The organism is Psychrobacter sp. 1176_08 (assembly GCF_052850615.1).
Map to the genome: position 1 here is coordinate 304,315 of NZ_VXCU01000005.1, position 20,128 is coordinate 324,442.

15 protein-coding genes are annotated in these 20,128 nt (G+C 42.5%); 9 read left to right on the forward strand and 6 right to left on the reverse strand.

Annotated elements, in window-relative coordinates:
* Window positions 1-200: 200 nt before the first annotated feature.
* From rarD to FW759_RS08795, 3 genes are all read left to right on the forward strand, one after another.
* Window positions 201-1,151 carry an EamA family transporter RarD gene (rarD, locus tag FW759_RS08785; protein WP_443528153.1) on the forward strand — a complete coding sequence of 317 codons (951 nt, stop codon included), beginning with the start codon at window positions 201-203 and terminating at the stop codon, window positions 1,149-1,151.
* Between the two features lie 65 nt (window positions 1,152-1,216).
* Complete coding sequence (gene folB, locus FW759_RS08790; protein ID WP_446442743.1) at window positions 1,217-1,603, forward strand: dihydroneopterin aldolase; 387 nt, start codon at window positions 1,217-1,219, stop codon at window positions 1,601-1,603.
* A complete protein-coding gene (locus FW759_RS08795; protein WP_446442744.1) occupies window positions 1,575-2,129 on the forward strand; it encodes a 2-amino-4-hydroxy-6-hydroxymethyldihydropteridine diphosphokinase in 555 nt (184 codons plus the stop codon). Before folB ends, FW759_RS08795 begins: the two co-directional genes overlap by 29 nt.
* A gap of 159 nt (window positions 2,130-2,288) precedes the next feature.
* Here the strand turns inward: FW759_RS08795 and cysE are convergent, their stop codons facing one another.
* From cysE to dnaE, 4 genes are all read right to left on the reverse strand, one after another.
* Entirely contained in the window at window positions 2,289-3,164 is an 876-nt protein-coding gene (cysE, locus tag FW759_RS08800; protein ID WP_446442768.1) for a serine O-acetyltransferase, read from the reverse strand.
* 285 nt (window positions 3,165-3,449) lie between these two features.
* Window positions 3,450-4,352: an RNA methyltransferase gene (locus FW759_RS08805; RefSeq protein WP_446442745.1), complete on the reverse strand. Its 903-nt coding sequence runs from the start codon at window positions 4,350-4,352 to the stop codon at window positions 3,450-3,452.
* Window positions 4,352-4,732: an Hpt domain-containing protein gene (locus FW759_RS08810; RefSeq protein WP_446442746.1), complete on the reverse strand. Its 381-nt coding sequence runs from the start codon at window positions 4,730-4,732 to the stop codon at window positions 4,352-4,354. The genes FW759_RS08805 and FW759_RS08810 overlap by 1 nt, the downstream gene beginning before the upstream one ends.
* 73 nt (window positions 4,733-4,805) lie before the next feature.
* A complete protein-coding gene (gene dnaE / locus FW759_RS08815) occupies window positions 4,806-8,495 on the reverse strand; it encodes a DNA polymerase III subunit alpha (RefSeq protein WP_446442747.1) in 3,690 nt (1,229 codons plus the stop codon).
* A gap of 344 nt (window positions 8,496-8,839) precedes the next feature.
* Between dnaE and FW759_RS08820 the strand changes: the two genes are divergently transcribed.
* Window positions 8,840-9,970, forward strand: coding sequence for a restriction endonuclease (locus tag FW759_RS08820; RefSeq protein ID WP_446442748.1), 1,131 nt, complete (start codon window positions 8,840-8,842; stop codon window positions 9,968-9,970).
* A gap of 98 nt (window positions 9,971-10,068) precedes the next feature.
* On the opposite strand, the gene ggt is transcribed toward FW759_RS08820, so the two are convergent.
* On the reverse strand, window positions 10,069-12,021 hold the full coding sequence (gene ggt / locus FW759_RS08825) for a gamma-glutamyltransferase (protein ID WP_446442749.1): 1,953 nt from the start codon (window positions 12,019-12,021) through the stop codon (window positions 10,069-10,071).
* Window positions 12,022-12,351: 330 nt separating this feature from the next.
* On the opposite strand from ggt, the gene FW759_RS08830 reads away from it, so the two are divergent.
* Both FW759_RS08830 and FW759_RS08835 read left to right on the forward strand, forming a co-directional pair.
* Window positions 12,352-14,385 carry a hypothetical protein gene (locus FW759_RS08830; protein ID WP_446442750.1) on the forward strand — a complete coding sequence of 678 codons (2,034 nt, stop codon included), beginning with the start codon at window positions 12,352-12,354 and terminating at the stop codon, window positions 14,383-14,385.
* A gap of 44 nt (window positions 14,386-14,429) precedes the next feature.
* Complete coding sequence (locus FW759_RS08835) at window positions 14,430-16,031, forward strand: hypothetical protein (RefSeq protein WP_446442751.1); 1,602 nt, start codon at window positions 14,430-14,432, stop codon at window positions 16,029-16,031.
* Window positions 16,032-16,198: 167 nt separating this feature from the next.
* Here FW759_RS08835 and FW759_RS08840 read toward each other — a convergent pair whose 3' ends face one another.
* Window positions 16,199-16,720, reverse strand: a complete 522-nt coding sequence (locus FW759_RS08840) for a Spy/CpxP family protein refolding chaperone (protein WP_446442752.1) — start codon at window positions 16,718-16,720, stop codon at window positions 16,199-16,201.
* Between the two features lie 228 nt (window positions 16,721-16,948).
* Between FW759_RS08840 and FW759_RS08845 the strand changes: the two genes are divergently transcribed.
* The 3 genes from FW759_RS08845 to FW759_RS08855 all read left to right on the forward strand — a co-directional run.
* Complete coding sequence (locus FW759_RS08845) at window positions 16,949-17,635, forward strand: response regulator transcription factor (protein ID WP_446442753.1); 687 nt, start codon at window positions 16,949-16,951, stop codon at window positions 17,633-17,635.
* 14 nt (window positions 17,636-17,649) lie between these two features.
* Complete coding sequence (locus FW759_RS08850; protein ID WP_446442754.1) at window positions 17,650-19,257, forward strand: sensor histidine kinase; 1,608 nt, start codon at window positions 17,650-17,652, stop codon at window positions 19,255-19,257.
* 411 nt (window positions 19,258-19,668) lie between these two features.
* On the forward strand, window positions 19,669-20,128 hold a 460-nt coding region (locus FW759_RS08855), incomplete at its 3' end, for an ESPR domain-containing protein (protein ID WP_446442755.1).

Here is a 20,128-nt window from a genome sequence, read left to right on the forward strand (position 1 = left end):
GAAGACGTTCTAATTTTTAAGTAAATTTATTTCAAACGAGCGGTTATTTTTAGCAATGTGTTGATGTCTATGCAGGCGTCAACACATTGCTTTTTAACTTGTATTTTATCTGTAGTAACCCTGCGCGCTTGCCTTTATATAAATATAAGAAATTATCATGGGGCGAGGGCGCGCTTTGCTCTAAAACGTTGTACTGTACTATGGCTACCCAAGACGTTATCAAAAAACCTGTTACGCCCATCAAAACAACCAGAAGTGGCATTTTGACTGCCCTCAGTGCTTTTTTTATCTGGGGTATTTTTCCATTATATTTTAAGCAGTTGGCAGCCTATGATGCGACTGAGATTATCGGTCATCGTATCATTTGGACATTTGCATGCTTGCTTGTTGTATTGGTAGCGACCAAACGTTGGCAGTGGATTGATACACTTAAGCAAAATCCTAGATGGATCGCGTTTTCTTTTATATCTGGCTTGATTATCGCCACCAATTGGCTCACGTATGTATGGGCGGTCAATCATGACCGTATACTTGAAGCCAGTTTGGGATATTTTATTGGCCCCTTGGTGGGTGTGGCGTTATCAATGATCTTGTTCAAAGAGCGGTTGCGACCTCTGCAATGGATTGCTATTGGCTTTGCACTCTTGTCCGTGGTGATTCAAGTGGTCATGCTTGGTAGCTTGCCTTGGATATCACTGATACTGGCATTTAGTTTCAGTACTTATGGGACGATTCAGCGCCAAACGCCTCTAACTGCGGTCGATGCTATGTTTGTTGAGACAACCCTATTAGTACCGATTTGCTTGTGGTGGTTTTGGCAAGCAGACGTGGTCAGTAGTCAACTGAGTTTTTGGTTTAGTCCGAATATTTGGCTATTGATGCTGGCAGGTCCCATTACACTGATACCATTACTGCTGTTTAATAAATCGACTAAGATGGTCGCGTTTAGTATCTTAAGCTTTATGAATTATCTGACACCGACTTTCATTTTCTTCTTGGCAGTATTTTATTATAAAGAGCATTTTGACTTACATCGCTTAGCGGTATTTGGGTTAATTTGGTTAGGTCTGTTATTATTCAGCATCGATTTGTGGCGCCATCGTCCCAGCAAAGCGCTAAAAGCCAAGCGTTTACGTGAAGCTGCATTGTGAGTATTTAAGTAAAATTTATTATAAACAAAATCTGAGTTAAAAATTGAGCCAACAAGGATGCAAGCATGTTTCATACCCAGTCTGATGTCGTATTTGTAAAAGGCTTAAAAGTAGAGGCCGTTATTGGTGTCTATGAATGGGAGCGCGTGATTACGCAGCCGCTACTGATTGATATCGCACTTGAAACTGATATTAGCCGTGCGGCTGTGTCAGATGATGTCAGCGATGCGCTAAACTATAAAGCCGTGTGCGATGATGTGAGCGCATGGTGCCAAACCATTCAAGCGCAGCTTCTTGAACATTTGGCAGGGCAGATTGCTGACAATTTACTCGCAAAGTACGCCACTCACAAAGTCACGCTCAGTATTGCCAAGCCGACTGCCATCAAACCAGCAGATGCGGTTGGAGTGCAAATCACGCGTTATGCCAAAGCTTCATCCAATGATGCATAAAGCGCTGACAGGTTTGAAGAATTTTGCGAGTTTGGAGAGGCGTGAGCCTGAAGCGTTGCAAACGCAATCAGTGACAGCGGTACTGTTGGCATTGGGCAGTAATTATCAAGCAGAAACGTATTTGCCAGTTGCTCGAGAGCAATTGGGAGCGTTAGGTCAGATACAGTTATCAACCGCCTTCCAAAATCCTGATTTTACCGCCACGGTTGAGCATCCAAAGCCTGATTACACCAATCAGTGTGTTTATCTGTCGCTAAAGACGCCCATGACAGTGCAGCAGCTCCAGCAAACCTGCAAACAGTTTGAATGGGAGTGTCATCGACAACGATTGATAGAGCAGCAGATGTCTATCAAACAAGTCACAATGGATATTGATATATTACTTGTACGCTTGCTTATAGAAAAAAATAGCCTAAGCAGAGAAAATGAATCTGAATGGACAATCATGGCAGATCGTTATCCTTTTAAAGCACATGAAGTGGCAGGAATTAACGAATTGATAGCAAAAGATTCATTTGAAAAATGACAAAGCAATGAATGCCAAAAAAGTATTATCGAAAATTTATATAAAAAAATAGCGATATAGAAAGCGTCATAATGGCCATCTATATCGCTATGATATCCCGCAGTTTAATCTTGATAAATCAATATAGTAGATTGTAACCTATCTGAATCAAAGCAATCTTTACTTTGATTCAGCGTCAGTCTTATCCAAATCGTCACTACCAATCACATCAAAATCTTCTAAACACAGTTTATCGTATTCTTTTTTACAAAAATCAGGATCGATTTGGCACATTGCGGCCTGTAATTGGTCCAGACGGTTTTCTGATTGCTGAATGTGTTCGAGCATTTTAGCAAACGCTTCTGTGACCGGATCTTGTGAAGAGGGGTCGACACCGTACGCTTGAAAGGTTGTGGTACGCTTGGTATTGGAGGCGGTTTGCTTACTATGGTATTTTTCAGGACTGCCTGCCGCTTGAGCCACTTTTTCTTGCTGTTTGGCATCTTGGACTTTGGTCGTAATGGGATTGCCTTTTTCATCATGATGATCTGAAATCATACGGGCCGCACTGCCAACCATCGTCGCACCAGCTGGTACAGGCTTTACTACCACTGCATTTGAACCAATTTTGGCATTTTTACCCACTGTGAATGGCCCCAAAACTTTTGCACCTGCGCCAACAGTGACACCATCCTCTAATGTTGGATGACGCTTGCCGTTATTCCAAGACACGCCTCCAAGCGTTACACCGTGATAGAGGGTAACGTCGTTACCAATCTCCGCAGTTTCACCAATAACAACGCCGACCCCGTGGTCTATGAAGAAACGCTTACCGATTTTGGCAGCAGGGTGAATTTCGATACCAGTAATAATTCGTGAGCCATAAGAAATTACACGTGCTGCCAGTTTCTGTTCTTTATTCCAAAGGCAATGCGCGCCGCGGTGTAAGATAAGTGCGTGAAAGCCAGGGTAAGTCAGTATGATTTCCAGACTATTACGTGCTGCAGGATCGCGGGTGAACACGGCATCGATATCTTCTTTTAAGTCTTTTTTGATGGTGGCAAGCGACTTGAACCATTTGGATGGGAATGACATAACGCGTCCTATCTATTTGTCGGTAAAATGTCTTTATTAAGAATACTATTATTAAAACAGTCATTTCCTAATTTGTAGTTATTATACTTTCATGAGCATTGAGATCTATCTGTACCCATTCTTTCAAGTTATATCAGCTTTGCATCATAAAATATAGTGATGAATATCATATAAACGCTTATCGATACATTGACACTGATGCACTGGCGTCAGATTCTATTCATTTATCGAAAATAAATCTACTATCTAAACCTTCGAGAGTTTGGCAATGAGCGCGCTTAGCAACTGGTATTCTTTTTGGTCAAGTTGCAGACGAGAACCAAGTCTCGATAGTCTTGACGGTAAGGACTTTAAATGTTCGCTATCTGCTAGGCCACGCTGAACCATCAAATCAGTCGTACGCTGGGTAAGCTGTTGTAGCTGCTGCTGAGTGATAGCTGGCTCATCCCATTGTTGACGAAGATGGACATCGACAGTTGGCTGAGCTGTCAAAATTGTATTATCGTCTAAGCTGATATCACCGGTCTTAGCATTGGCCTGAAAGTGGCTTTGTGTATAGGCAAAAATGAAGCTGGCGATGACTTGTACTGCTGACGCTACATTTAATACAGGGTAGTCAGGATTGGCGTCTATTTGGATGTGATAATCTGCGTAGGCCAACTCTTCATTGGTCAGTCCTCGGTCTTCACGGCCAAACAAAATCGCAATGTTTGGTTTTTGTTTGCTATCGATTGCCTGATTTACATCGAGATTCTCTTTAGTACTTAATGTAGATTGACTATCAATGAAAGCCAGCATGATCTGAGCTGCCTGTGTTGGCGTGACGACAGGCCGTGGCAAATGACGGCTACGACTACTGGCAGCAAACACGAGCTGACAGTTGGCGATCGCCGACTCCAGCGTTGGGGCAATAATGGCAGATGATAGCAAGTCACTACCACCCGCTGCATGGGAAACACTAGACTCATCAATTGGAAGCTTAGGGTCGACGACAGTCAAGCGCGACAAACCCATCGTATGCATTGCTCGTGCCGCCGAACCAATATTGGCAGGCAAAGTTGTATTTACCATAACCACTTGCATGCAATCAAGATAATCACTCACGGTATGAACAGGTGCTGAGGTTGATGACAGAGAAGTATGACTCATTATTGCCCCAGTCTTTGATTGATTTCTTGTTCAGCACGTTGTAGAGCGATAGCGATATTTTCAATGAGGTCAGCTTGCTCACTGATCAATTGCTCACGGCAGCGCTCTTGTAACTGGCTACTCAGAGTCATTACTTGCGTTGCACCCAAGTTAGCACTAGCACCTTTTAGAGCATGAGCAATCTCAAAGCCGTTAGTATTGTCTTGTTCTTGCTGTGCTACTCGAAGCGTTGATATACGCTGCCGACTATCAGCGAGATAGACTTGTATCAAATCGGCAAAATCCTCTTCCAATAAATCACGCATGTCTTCAAATTGCTCATGATTGATGATTTCTTCATCAGTCTGCACAGTCGTATTGCTATTGGGCATATTATTCATAGTTTGGTATCCAGTTTTTTTAAATTAATACAATAAAATTACTATAATGAATTTTTCGACCGTAAAGTACGTTTTAGCTGTAATGAAAGTGTAAGCTGTCTTCATTAACCATGGTTTTTAATTGCTGTAAATTGTCATCGTTAGGGTAGATACGCCAGTGCTCTGATAAACTGACATTGGCAATACCAAACTCTTCGTAAATGCTTAACCCAAGCGGCAGACAGTTATCATTAATAGAGGTGTCTGTATTGCTCAATGCATTATTGGCATATTGACTCACCTCATTCTCTACAGCCAACAAATCATTACCATCTTCATCGTATAAACTTCCACCCATAGCAGGATCATAAGCGCTATCGCTGCCATAATTGTCAGGTTCGTTCTGCTCGTCACTGTATCCTAAGCGCGGCGCAGGGATGATGTCTGCTTGTGCTGATTTAAGCAAAGGTTGCAGACGCATCAGCAGATTAATGTCACTAGCATGAACCTTGATACTGATTTTTTTGAGCCAACGCAAGCGCGCATCAACGATACTCATGGCATTATCAAGACGGGCAAATAAACGTCCATCACGCTCACGGATACTGCCTTTAATAATCACCACTTCATCAACTTTTAGTTGCTCTTTAACACGGTTGAAACGCTCTGCATAGCAGCTGACTTCAAGACGAGACGTACCGTCATCTAAAGTAATGACATTGCGATTACCAAAGTTGGCAATATCTATAATCAATCCTGAGAAGTAACAGCTGCCATTGTAGCCAGTGTCTGTCAGCTTGTTAAGACGAGCACCTGAGGTATAGCGTTTTAGCTCATCTAAGTATTCATTAATCGGATGACCTGTTAAGTACAGACCTAAGGTGTTTTTTTCAGCTTTAAGGCGATGTTTATCTCCCCAAATCAGCTCTGGCGTCATCACAAGTGGCGGTGCAGCAACCACGCCATCCATTTCACCGAACAGATCCATCATGCCAAGCTCATTGTTCTGACGATCTTGCTCAGCTGCTTGTACAGCATTTGGCAATTGACTCATCAATGCACCGCGGATCTCATAAGCGGTATCTGCTGGCAAATCAGGTCGTAAAGTGGCGGCAAAATCATCAAAACAGCCTGCACTCACCAAAGCTTCAAGCGTGCGTTTATTGACTTTTTTGATGTCTACGCGGCGACAAAAATCGTATAAGTCTTTAAACGGCCCGTCCGTGCGGCGTGCTTCAACAATGGATTCAACCGCGCCTTCACCAACCCCTTTAATCGCACCCAGCCCATAAATGATATTGGTCGGTGTGTCAGCAACAAAATGCCATTCACTGCGGTTAACGGATGGATTGACTACGGTCAAACCGAAGTTTTCGCGGCAGTCATTGATAAAAAACACCACGTTGTCGGTGTTGTTCATATCAGAGGTCAATACCGCTGCCATAAATTCAGCAGGGTAGTACTGTTTCAAATACGCCGTTTGATATGCCAATACACCGTAAGCGGCGGAATGAGAGCGGTTAAAACCATAACCAGCGAACTTCTCCATCAAGTCAAAAACACCGCCTGAGGTGACTTCATCGATACCCTGAGACGTCGCGCCTGTCACAAAAATATCGCGCTGTTTGGCCATTTCTTCCGGTTTTTTCTTACCCATGGCACGGCGCAGCATATCCGCGCCGCCCAAGCTATAGCCTGCCATGACCTGCGAGATTTGCATAACTTGTTCTTGATAGACAATAACGCCGTTGGTGTTCTCTAATATGGGCTCAAGATTGGGATGATCGTAGATAACTTCTTCACGGCCGTGCTTACGGTCGATATACATCTCTACCATGCCAGCGTCAAGAGGACCTGGACGATACAACGCACACATGGCGATCACGTCTTCGATATTGGTCGGCTGTAATTTGGCCAGATATTTCTTCATGCCCATACTTTCAAGCTGAAAGACAGCCGTGGTCTTGGCATCTTGCAGTAGTTTATAAGCTTTGGCGTCATCTAAAGGCAAGTCTTCTAATACCAAGGCATCCACGCCTTCTTTGGCACGGCGTAGATTGATATTTTCAACCGCGGCATTGATAACGGTTAAGTTACGCAAACCCAAAAAGTCAAATTTAACCAGTCCCACGGCTTCAACATCATCTTTATCGAATTGGCTGACACGGTGCCCCTCATCATCACAATAAATGGCACTAAAATCGGTAATTTTATGCGGAGCAATGAGAACGCCACCGGCATGTTTGCCCACGTTTCGGCACACACCTTCAAGCTTAATGGCCATCTCCCAAATCTCAATGGCATCTTCATAATCCATATTATCAGGATTGGAGATTAAGTCTTTGAGCTGCGGCTCTTGCTCTAGCGCTTGGCTAAGCGTGATGCCTGGTGTTTTAGGAATAAGTTTAGATATTTTGTTTGCCAAAAAGTATGATTTGCTTTGTACGCGCGCCACATCACGCACCACCGCTTTTGCCGCCATCGTACCAAAAGTGATAATCTGCGAGACCGCCTCGCGTCCATAAGTTTGCGCTACATAATCAATAACACGGTCGCGCCCTTCGATACAAAAGTCGATATCAAAATCGGGCATTGATACGCGCTCAGGGTTTAAGAAGCGCTCAAACAATAGCTCATAATGAATTGGGTCAAGGTCTGTGATGTTAAGCGCATAGGCGACAAGCGAGCCAGCACCAGAGCCACGACCTGGCCCCACAGGTACGCCATTGGCTTTTGCCCAGCGAATAAAGTCCATGACGATTAAGAAGTAACCGGGAAACCCCATAGATAAAATAACTTCTAACTCGTACTCTAGACGCTCATCGTATTTTTGACGAATGTCGCTCCAATTATCGCTGCGTGTCTCAACAGGAAACAGTTTGTCTAATCGATGATCAAGACCGCGCTGCGACTCTGAACGAAAAAACGTTTCAATCGTTTCGCCTTCAGGCACTGGAAAATCAGGTAGTACATTAATACCAAGGGTCAAAGACACATTACAGCGCGTTGCCAAACGCAGAGTATTATCAATCACCTGCGGAATGTCAGCAAACCGCTGTGCCATTTGCTCTTGTGTCTTTAGATATTGCTCATCGGAGTAGGTTTGTGGACGACTTGGATCAGCCAATACGTAGGAACCTGCAATACAAACACGCGCTTCGTGTGCATCAAAATCGTCTTGCTGTAAAAAACGCACGTCATTGTGCGCAACAATAGGAATGTTATGCTTGGCGCCTGATTGTATAGCCGCCTTAATAAAAGTGTCTTCTCCCGCGCGATTGGTGCGCTTGATGGCAAAATACAAACGATCATGAAATTGTGCTTGCCATTCAGCAAGTAGCTCGTCGGCTTTTTCTGGCATAGAACCGACCAATGCCTGACCCACATCTGATTTTTCAGCGAGCAGTACAATCACGCCTGCTGCATGCTCTAAGATATGACGACGTTTAATTACAGGCGTACCATGATTGACAGGGTCAGCACGGCCTTCGGTAAAGCCAAGCGATACAATACGAGTGATGTTTTGATAACCTTCGTTGTTCATTGCCAGCAATGTAAGGCGCGTGTCTTCATTATCCATAATGACTTCGCTGCCAATAATAGGCTTGATACCAGCGCCCAAACAAGCACGATAGAACTTCACTGTCGCATATAGGTTTGATAAGTCGGTCAGTGCAAGTGCGCGTTGATTGTCCGCTGCCGCAGCTTTGACAAGCGGCTTGATACGCACGATAGAATCAGTGATGGAATATTCGCTGTGAATGCCAAGGTGTACAAATGCCATAGAGGACTCTTACGGATACGATTAAAAACGTTGATAACAAAATAAATTTAATATTATCAATGCTTTAATCTGGTATATGAGACAAAAAAATACAGGGGGAATTGTATTTATTCATTTTAAATCAGGTCGTTAATAATATCATTATTTGCCGTAGACAGCCACCGATTGAATTTACTAATGACAGCCAGATCGGTTGTTTGCTCTCATTAATAAAGTAAGTACTGACGTTTTATCATAAATAGTTGGTAGCACAAGCATTTATCTTCAAGTTATTATGATATAAATAAAGTTAACTCCATTTTCCATGTACTATTGTTCATGCAACCCAAAACGACGATAACACTATGAGTAATATTACAAAGCTGCCAGCATTTGGTGATATGTTAAATGCTGGAATACAAACTGTAAAAAACCTAAGTACACGCAATACGATTGGTCGCACTGTATTTTATAGAGAGTTTGAAAAGTTAGCGCAGATTGTAAATGATCACAAAGAAATTAATTACATGAGTAACTATGATATACGGCATGAATGTCACAATGGTTCACCTTGTTATGATGAAATTGTCGATTTAATCCTATTATGTCTATCCGCAATGGGTTTGGTCCAAGAAGGTAAGTTCAGCTTAGTACCGAATTTAAATCAGAATTTTGCTAATTTCATTACTTTTGATGAAAAGGTGACACCCAAAAATATTATACGTTTAGATCCTTTTGGCAAAGTCTACTTTTGGCTAGCTGGAAACAATTTCAATCAATATATTAGTGACGGTATTCCAAATAGTGATTATATTGCCAATTTAAACCGTTTTGATAATAAAGCGTTTGCTGATTTGCAAAAAGTCAATATTGCGGCTTACGGAAAAAATGGTGATACGCTTATCAATCATTTAATCGAAGAAACACAGCGCCGAACGTCTATATTTATGAATAATTATGCAGACGCGGCTGTTGGTAATGACTTCGTCAAAGTCACACCCAGTATGATTATGACTCAAATTGAAAGTTTGTCTCCCTTACAGTTTGAATGGTTTTGTCTAAAACTGATTGAACGTTCTCTAGAAATTGAAAGTCCTGAGAGTAATTTAACGTCCCGTCATACTGGTCGCTCAAACGACAATGGTATTGACGGTCTCATCATTCAAGATTTCCCAGATGGAGAAGTGCATAACTATTACATTCAAGCCAAACAGTATAGTGCAGGTAATAACATATCTAATGGCGATTTGAGAAATTTCATAGGTGCTTATCCACCGCAAAAAACCAATCATCACGGTTTATTTATTACCACGACAAGTTTTACCAAGCCTGCACAAGATTATGCAAATTCAACTGATTCGCACAGCCTTATACTTATTGATCAAATGAATTTGATTGAGTTAATGATGCAACATAAAGTAGGTTTAAAAGAAGTAAATGCCCGACCGAAATTATTACTAGACAATGAATTTTTCGAAAAAATAAAACTCTATTGATTGCTATTTTCGAATGCAAAAGATAAGCAAATTTTCTGAACAATAAAAAACCTTCTATATCAATTTGATACAGAAGGCTTTTACTCCAAGAAACCAAATCAATAACCAACCACGGCTGCATCGACAATACGCGGATCAGAAGATCCATATACGCCATCTGGCGTAATCATGATTGACTGTGTTGAACCCATCGTGGCTTGTGGACTAACAGTATGTCCCATAGATTCCAATTTGTTGATGGTGTCTACGTTGAGGGCTTTTTCGATACGAATCTCATCTGGTAACCATTGGTCATGGATACGCGGCGCCTGAGTGGCCTCAGCGATATTCATATCATGATCGAGTACATTTGAGATAACTTGAGTAACGGTTGTAATGATACGGCTACCACCTGGACTGCCTGTGACGATATAAGGCTTGCTGTCTTTGAATACCAGTGTCGGACTCATCGAGGACAGGGGGCGCTTATTGGCTTCAACGGCATTTGCTTCACCGCCCAATAATCCATAACCATTCGGCACACCTGGCTTAGCAGAAAAATCATCCATTTCGTTGTTGAGTAAAATACCTGTACCTTCAGCGACCAGACCAGTGCCGTAAGAAAAGTTTAGTGTATAAGTATTGGCGATCGCATTACCGTCTTTATCCACGATAGAGAAATGCGTGGTTTGATCACTCTCGTATGGAAGTGGATTGTTGGCTTTGATCGTGGACGCTGGGGTGGCTTTGTTTGGATCAATCAAACCGCGTAACTTATCGGCATAAGCTTGTGAGGTCAAACCGCTGTCAGGCACATCAATAAAGTCAGAATCTCCTAAGTACTCAGCGCGGTCTGCATATGCTAACTGCATAGCCTCAGCCATTAAGTGAATAGTTTGGGCACTGTTTTGTCCGTAGTCTTTTAGCGGATAGCCTTCTAAAATATTCAAGATTTGAATGATGTGAATACCGCCTGAAGAGGGCGGCGGCATAGAAACAATTTCATAGCCACGGTAGTCGCCTTTGACGGGTACGCGAGCGATGGCTTCATAGTTGGCCAAATCCTGTAAGCTCATCCGACCACCTGCATCAGTGACAGCTTTGACCAATTTACTAGCGGTTTCGCCTTTATAAAACCCATCTGCCCCTTGAGCCGCAATCAGTTTTAGTGAGCGGGCAAGCTCGGGTTGTTTTAAGCGCTCACCAGGTTGATAAGCGCTGCCGTCAGGTTTAAAAAATATTTTTTTGGTACTCGGCCATTTTTGTAAGCGATCGCTTAAGGCTTCTAGTGACTCGGACAGTCCAGCTGTGACTTCGATACCATTCTCTGCCAGTGCAATGGCAGGAGCCATGACCTGTTCACGGCTCATTGTGCCATGATCTTCTAATGCTTTGAGCAATCCTGCGACTGTACCTGGTACACCAACGGCTAGACCATGATAACGTGATAAATCGCTAACGGCGTTGCCAGCGCTATCAAGATACATATCACGTGTAGCACTGCTTGGTGCTTTTTCACGATAATCGAGCGCCACGGTTTTGCCTTGCTTTGCGTCATAAATCATCATAAAACCGCCACCGCCAATGTTACCTGCGCGCGGTAAAGTAACGGCAAGGGCGAAACCAACTGCGACCCCAGCATCAACGGCATTGCCGCCATCCTTTAGAATTTGAAGACCGATATCAGAAGCAAGCGCTTCTTGAGTAGCAACCATGCCGTTTTTTGCCCAAACTGGATGATGAATGGCATCGGCAGAGTAAATGGCTTGATCGGTTTTGGCAGTTTTAGTCGTCGGTTTAAGGCTATTGGTTTTTGCTCGGGTGATTCGCTGGTTTTCAGTTAAGACAGTTGGTGCGTTGGTCATGATCGGTAGATTGATCGCACTGGTATTGAGTGAAGAATCACTCATCGCGTTATTATTTACTGAGTTGGTGGTCTCTAGTGCATGAGCAGAGACAGACAGTAATAAAGCACTACTGATAAGTAAGGCAGATTTTTTTAATGAGGATTTATGATGAGTCTTATTTTGTTTATTCGTATGCTGAGTAGGACCAGATGATAGCAGCGCCATTGCAAATTCCTTTTTACGTGATTAAAAATTGGGGTTGTAAGTTTTATGAAACAATTGGGACACATGAATAGTAACGAAAATATTGAGTAGTAGAAAGTTGTTTATTAGGTTTTACTTTTAGCCATGACTGTTCATAGTCATAATATGCCTGATGTTTACATAATTACTATCATCGTTAGCTCGATGTTTTTATTAAGGATAATTCAAAAAAATATAAAAATTTCCTTAAAGGTTAAATACTAATATTACTTAAGTGTAACTTTTTGTGCTATAAATATGCACAATAGTAGGCATTTATTATTGGCTGTTTATCTGAATAAAGGGGCGTCTATGTCATCCACTTACCAAAAAAATCCCAATCGGCAGCATTGTTCTAAAATAGCATTGCATCATTCTTCTACCCATAATGAAAGCAGCCATAGCCATAAACCTTATAAAATGGTCTCTATTGCGCGCTGTGCACTACTGCTCGGTAGTACGTCGCTGATACTGGCAGGTTGTCAATCCAATTCGAGCGACTTATCGTCTACTGCTGTATCAAATAAAATGATAGATTTTAATATCGCTGATACCGCACAAAACCAAGCGCAGGGTCGCGCACTCAATGCCAGTTTGAACGCTGACTCTGAGCACTATGAACAGTTATTCAATCAAGACAAATACCCCAATACCGAAAATCAAGCCAAAGCGCACTTATTGACGGCTATTCGTCAGCATTTAACCTCAGAACATGTCGCTGTTGCGCAAGCCAATTATCAAGCAGTACCCTTTATCCATCCAGACAGCATTGATGCAGGCTCTAGCAGTTTATTGAAGACGATCATAGAAACGTACGTGTATCAATCTGGTTTAGAAAGTGATTATAGTGAGAGTAGCTATGATGAAAATGATTACGATGAAGGCAGCTATGACTACACTGATGCCGACACTGCTGACGAAGTCGTTATCGATGAAGAAAATGTATCGAATGCGATGCTTGAGGATAGTTCTGAAGAATATGAAGCAGCAGAAAGCGCCGCAATAGCTAGGGTATTAGAAGAGGCGGGCGAAAATGATGAGTCAACGTACAGCGGTGATGACGACAGCTACAATGACAACTATGATAATGAAGAAGACAGTGGTACTGATTATAAGCGAGATAGCAGGTTTTCAGGCTTAAAGGCAAAGAACCTTCTACAAAACTATGAAGCCATGCAAATGGCAAAGCAACAGCCGAAGACAATGAGTGAAGAGCCCGCATCATCCACAGGGCTGATTGGTAATATCTTTACTATGTTCCATCGTACACCAGAGCAGATAGCGGCCTCCAATGCCTATCAATATAAACATTTAACATTCAATAGTGTCAGTCATTATCAACCTCAAAAAAGACAACTACAGAGTGTCTATAGTTATGATTATTTGACACCAACTATTGGCTCATCAATACAAATACCGCTGGCGTTTGATTTTAATAACAGCAAGATAAAGATTGATCCATCGGCCATTATGCCTATTGTGGCGATTGTCAATCCTGAAAACACCCCATTACCCAATCAGATGGTTTCACATACGGTGAGCTTTGGTTTGCCTGAAAGTATCACATCACAATTACCACCAGCGGTACTCTATGATGCGGCAATTTCTGCCATACAAAACAGTATGGCGGAGCTTGCGCCCGAGCACTTTAGTGCGGTAGACATTCGTCAAGATCGGTTTGCTAAAGAAGTCGGCGCCAGCCGTGCGGTAAAAGTCTATTTTGGCAGCCAGCAAAGCGGTGAGATGATTGGTAAAGTGCTCAAATACATGACCCAGTCACTTCAGCAGTATGTCGATACTCATCCAGAAAAATACCCTGACGGTGCGCCGCTAAAAGCTGCGCTTGATAAAGCGGCATTGTATAACAAAGGCTATCAGAGTGCCGATGTGGGAGCGCTACTACAGCTTATTGAAGCCATTGGCCCTATTACATTTAACCAGATAAATTATTATTATTTGGACAGCTCAGATCGTCTGCTTGCCAAACAACAGCGTATGAACATTGGTGGCGATTTATTAGGTTCGATGACCACTGTATTAAACCAAGTACGCTACGATAAAGCCAGTTTTGATAAGCATGCACTAACGCCTTTGTTGGCTGATTCTTTTGGGGCCAATGCAAAACCTGCCATTGATGGTAACGCATGGATGACCGCCCAACGTCAACAAGAAGATAGGCTACAAGCGGCACGTTACGCTCGCTATGATTATAGTGATAACCGTGCAGATGATGAATATCCGCGTGACTATGAGAGTAGTGAAGACAGCTATAACGACGATAGTAATGAGGATTACAGCATTACTCAGACTGACGATGCGACTGACAACAGCATAAAGGCTTGGTAGCGCTGTCTTGTTACGTTTAAGCGAATATTTATTAAGGATAAAATATGAAAACAAATCATCAAGCTATTAAACATTGTCTGTCGTCACCTATCAAAAATAAGACCTTATTTGCCAGTGCATTTTTGGCGGGTACACTGTTATTGACGGGCTGCCAATCTACCAGTCTGTCTAATAACTCAAATCCATCGAACGCTATGGCCAAAAAACAAACGTCAGCGGTCGCTAAAACCGTCTTAGCAACTGCATTGCAAAAACAGCGCCGTCAATCCTTTAGCTATCATAGTAATATTGAAATTAATAATGAGCAGCAATTTGCCAATGTAGCCGCAAAAGATCAGGTCGCATCAGATTCTCCAAGCGAATACTGCGAAGACACTCACGACCAATCCTATGCTACTTTACTTGAGCAAGCCGAGGAGCAAAATAAAGATGTCTTGGATACTGAGTATGATACTCAGCGTACGGCGCTAAAAAACAGTTATCTTGAATGCAATGCTGCGTATGAAGCGTGGGTAGACCATCAATACGATAGTGACATCGCTGTGCCGCCCTCTTACCAGCAGTTATTTGACAATTATGACAGCAAGATAAAACCGCTAGAGATTAAAAAATCAAAATTGTTAGACGCTTATTGGTTCAAGCCACTCTCTCTCAATGCCCAAGGTGTTTATCAGCCGATGGCTGGCAGAGCAACCATGCTCGCCAGCGCCCAGTATCAAACACGCAATAATCACAGCAGCATCAATCAGCCTATCTATATCGATCTTAAAAATGGCGATATTTATCTATGGGCAGACAATGTTGCGATGTTTAACTCCTCGATGCTAGACGACTCACTTGGTACGAAATGGCAAAATAAATGGTTAAAAATAGCCATGGATGATGGCACCTTGCCGAAAGGCTTTGGTCGTGAAGTGATAAAAAGTCACTTTGCGGCAATGGACGAGACATTTGAAGCGGCACCTGTGAGTCAGTTCGATTACGTGGCGCCCAATACGCTAGCGTCGCTTTCTCCTAAATTACCAGCGCATCAGCTAACCCCAATGCTAGCGACTGATACCATCATTAGGCGTGTACAAAGTGCTGAAAGCTATGAGCAATTTTATCAAGACTATATGCGCATTTTTTACGATCGCATCAGCAAACAATATCCTGAATTGATTGAGGCAAATGCATCTGATGAATCAGAAAACACAACGCCTGATAAGTTCACCAGTAAAGCCTTGGTGCAGCAAGTGTTGGCCATGGTAAAAAGTCAGACAGAAGGTGGGGATGAAACAGAAGAGGTAACACTGCCAGAGAATACAGAGGTGCAAGAGCTTTACGGATTTGATAAACAGGGTCAACTTAAATGGCAGCATTTGCGCAATGAGTTACTGAGTAAAACCAAAGCTGTTTCTGGTACGTCAAGCAAGGGTGTGACTGTAGATATGTTACAACAATATTCTGCCATAAGTCATCAAGACATGGCGTTTCCTAACTTGCCAAGTGATGTGCAAGTGCCAAATGCCAGTAATAGTATTGATGCAAGAAAATATGGCAAAGAGCTGATGCAGTACTACCGCGATGGTAATGGTACTTTTATGGGTAAAATGATATTTAGTAGATTTCCCATGTCTATAGAAGCGAGTGGGGCGGTTGATTAAAGGAAGTGGTTAAGAGGGCTATAAATCTTTAAACATACTAATCGTTTATAAAAAAAGTGCACCGTTGATACGATGCACTTTTTTATATTCTCATATTGCAGACTTAGTACGATTGTAGACTTAATATGATAAGAAACAGTGCTTTAATGTACGCTGCCTATTAAGAATTACATACCTTGATGTTTTTTGCCCTGCATTTTGTGATGACCTGAACCTTTATGTCCTTTAGCCATTTTCTCAGCTTCTAATTTGGCCAGTTTTGCACGCTGCTCGGGTGTCAAGACTTGGGCAATGGCATGCTGAGTTTGTACACGTTCAATAAAGCGCTGTTTTGTTTTAGCCGCTTGTTGATCAGCCAAACGATTTACGGCAGCATTGTTGAGCGTACTTGCATTGGTCAAAGCTTGCATCTGCTGATGCATTTGCATACGCTCTGCTTTATTTTTGGCGCGATCAGCTTTATAGTCGCCATGTTTTGCTTCCATAATGGCTTTGATTTGTGTTTGTTGCGTCGCTGTCAGATCCAACTGAGACATGGGGCCTCTCATGCCGCCTTTCTTCATACCATCTTTATGCTGCATTTTGCTGGAGGTCGGTGCCGTGTCAGTGGTTGCATTAACGCTGGTACACGCAGTCACGGTAAACACGCTAGACATTGCCAGTACTGAGCCCAATAGTAATTTTTTCATAGTGTAATCCTTTATGTCGTTTGGTTAAATGATAATGAACAGCAACGTTTGATTTTGCCAATATGACCATTGCAAAGTGCAGTACTCGCTGTTGATGAGGCTATTCTACGACAGCTAAAGGTTACGAACATTTATGAAATATTAAGAAAGGTAACGGTTATGGCGTATCGATCAGTAATTGCCTGATAATATGAGTAACAAAGGTATTTACCGCTTAAGGAGACAGATGTGCCGAATATACTGCTGGGCGATGATGATGAAGAGCTGACTCAATTATTACAAGAATATCTTCAAAATCATGGCGTGACCTGCGACTGTGTTCATGATGGGGAGGCTGTGATTCAAACATTAAAGGCGGCGAGTAACAATGCGTCTGCTTATGACTTGCTGGTGCTAGATATTATGATGCCAAAAATTGATGGATTGAGTGTGCTGCGCCAACTGCCAAACATCAGTGATGTGCCCGTTATTATGTTGACTGCCAAAGGTGAAGAGATTGATCGTATCATTGGCTTAGAGCTTGGGGCTGATGATTATATCACCAAACCCTGCAATCCTCGGGAGCTGCTGGCGCGTATCAATGCGGTGATTAAACGTACTAATGCGGTTGCATCGGAGCACACACCGTTGCCTGAGAGCCGCTTGCATCTTGATCAAAATCAGCGGCTGTGTCAGATAGATGGTGTCGAGCTGCAAGTGACTGGTACAGAATTTGATCTGTTGGTCGCGTTGCTTAAACAAAAGGGTGAGGTCGTGAGTAAGACGTGGCTGTCAGAGCACATTCTACAGCGCGAATTGCAGCCGTTTGATCGCAGTTTGGACGTTCATATTTCGCGCTTGCGCAAAAAACTTCAACCCTTTCACGATGAACCGATTAAAGCCGTTCGCGGTAAAGGCTATCAATTGGTACTTTAATGGTGGAATCACCAATGAAAAATGCCACCTTTAGAGTGCGAATCACGCTGTTTTGGCGTCTGTTTTTGAGCCTATTATTAACGATTCTGATGACCTCTGTATTGTCCATCATGGTAGAGCGCTGGCTGGTCGAAAAAGAGCTGACAGCTCGTATGGATGTACAAATTGACAGTTTGTTGATTAAGCGTGAGGAAATAGTGGAAGCGCTAAAGGTAGGAGATTTCGCAGCAGTTAGAGAAATGTATCGCCAAGACCGGCGGCTCATGAATCAGATTAGAGTCTATGATGAAGAAGATGCCATTATATTTCCACGTTATCGAGAAAGAGACGATCAACGTAAGCCAGAACGTAGGCAGAGGAATGAGCAGGCAGTAGAGCAATCATCAATTCGGACAAACTCAACTCAGACAAAGCCAGCGGTGTCGCCCGCACCTCGCTTCGATACTGAAAAAATGATCAATGGCGAGAACAGAGTGCATGAAAAGCCATCCATTTTAGATCATATTTTGCAGCCGATAATGCCGCGTGGGGCTAAGATGGCTGACCCTGACACTCGTCCTGAATTGGCTGATGTGACGGTTGCCTTGCCCGACAAAAAAACAGTCCTTATCCAATTGCGTCCGCATTTGCGTTTTTCAGATGTTGTAGAGCTGCAACGTAGTAATTTTCCAATACGGTTATTGTTGATACTTCTCTTTAGTATTTTAGTCTGCGTTTGGCTAAGTCGCACGCTGACTTATCGTATTCGCCGGGTACAAAATACGGTACACCGTATGATTGATGGGGATTATCAGGCAAATCCAGATTTATCCAAAATGGGCGATGATGAGCTGGGTTTACTGGCTAAAGACGTTGCCAAACTGTCGATAAGACTGGCTGAGAGTGAGTTGGCGCGCAAACAGATGCTCAGTGATATCTCTCATGAGCTACGTTCACCGTTGGCACGTCTAGAGGTAGCTACCGAGCTTACACGTGACTTTGCTCCCAATACCAGTCGCTACCTAGATCGCATTGATAAAGAGTCTGCACGAATGAATGAGTTGATTGAGCAAATCATTCATATTCAATCGCTACAAATGCAGCAATACACCATCGACAATTTAGAGAATGAAGCAGTCAATCTTTCTGAGATTATCAGTGAGATAGGACAAGATGTTTGCTTTGAGTTTCAACATAAGAACGTGCGCTGGCAGTGGCAGCCGTCTCGCTTTTTATCAAAGAGTGATACCGATTTTTCTTGGACAGTGCTGGGTAACCAAGAGCAGTTACATAGTGCCTTTGAAAATGTGATTCGCAATGCTTTTATGCATACAGCGGCTGGCTCAACGGTCAGTGCCGAGATGAAAGAAGTAGAGATGGATAATAAGTCACATGCTATTGAAATCACCATAACAGATGAAGGCGGCGGCGTCGCAGAAAAAGATTTAGATCGAATTTTTCAGCCGTTTGTGCGTCTTGATTCTGCACGTCATCGCGAAACTGGCGGTTATGGGCTGGGTTTGGCAATCGTTCATGCAGTGGTGATAGCGCATAAAGGTTACATTAATGTTTACAATCGACAGGATGGTATAAAAGGTTTGATGATGCAGATAACGTTGCCAACTGAATATAACGGTCGCTAATAGCCGTTGAAAATAATAAAAGCTCAGGTATGCGGATGTTCATTATGTCTGCATACCTGGGCTTTTTTTTGGCTCAAAAATAGAAATTCTGATAAACGAACATAATTTGGTATAAACAGACAATATACGAATTTATATATTTGTTTAAGTAAATATAATAGATAAAGGGTACTAAGTACCCGACTAGTTGTATTGTTACTTTGTTTGCATTTGTTAATACTTATGTATAGAGAGTGATAAAAAAACCACAAGATAAAACGTCTTGTTCTGAAAGGTTAATATTAGTAACACTGTAAAAGGATTTCGCATTATCAATTTATAGACCGTTTTATTTTGCGATATCAACTCTCTGCAACATAGATTGTATCTCTGATTTTTCAAATCTGACAATTCTATAGGGGAGTACATATTATGAATCGCATCTATAAGGTGATATGGAACGAAGCCTTAAACTGCTTTACGGCCGTCGGTGAATATGCCAAGGCACGCGGCAAATCTTCCAAATCTAGCGTTAGTTCTAACGCTACTATCAACACCACTTCCAACCTATCTTCTATCAATACATTGCGCCTGAGTGCAATAGGACTTGGGCTTTTGGCCGCTGGCTTTGTCGTACAGACAAATGCTGATGTCAGTTACTCCAATCTCATCAATATTACTGGTCATCAAAGCCAAGGTAATGGCCATGACACTCATGGCAACGGTAATGGATATGGCCACGAAACTCATGGTAACGGAAATGGGTATGGCCACGATGAGAATGGCAACAATGGCAACAATGGCAACAATGGTAACAATGGTAACAATGGTAATAACGGTAATAACGGTAATAACGGTAATAACGGTAATAACGGTAATAACGGTAATAACG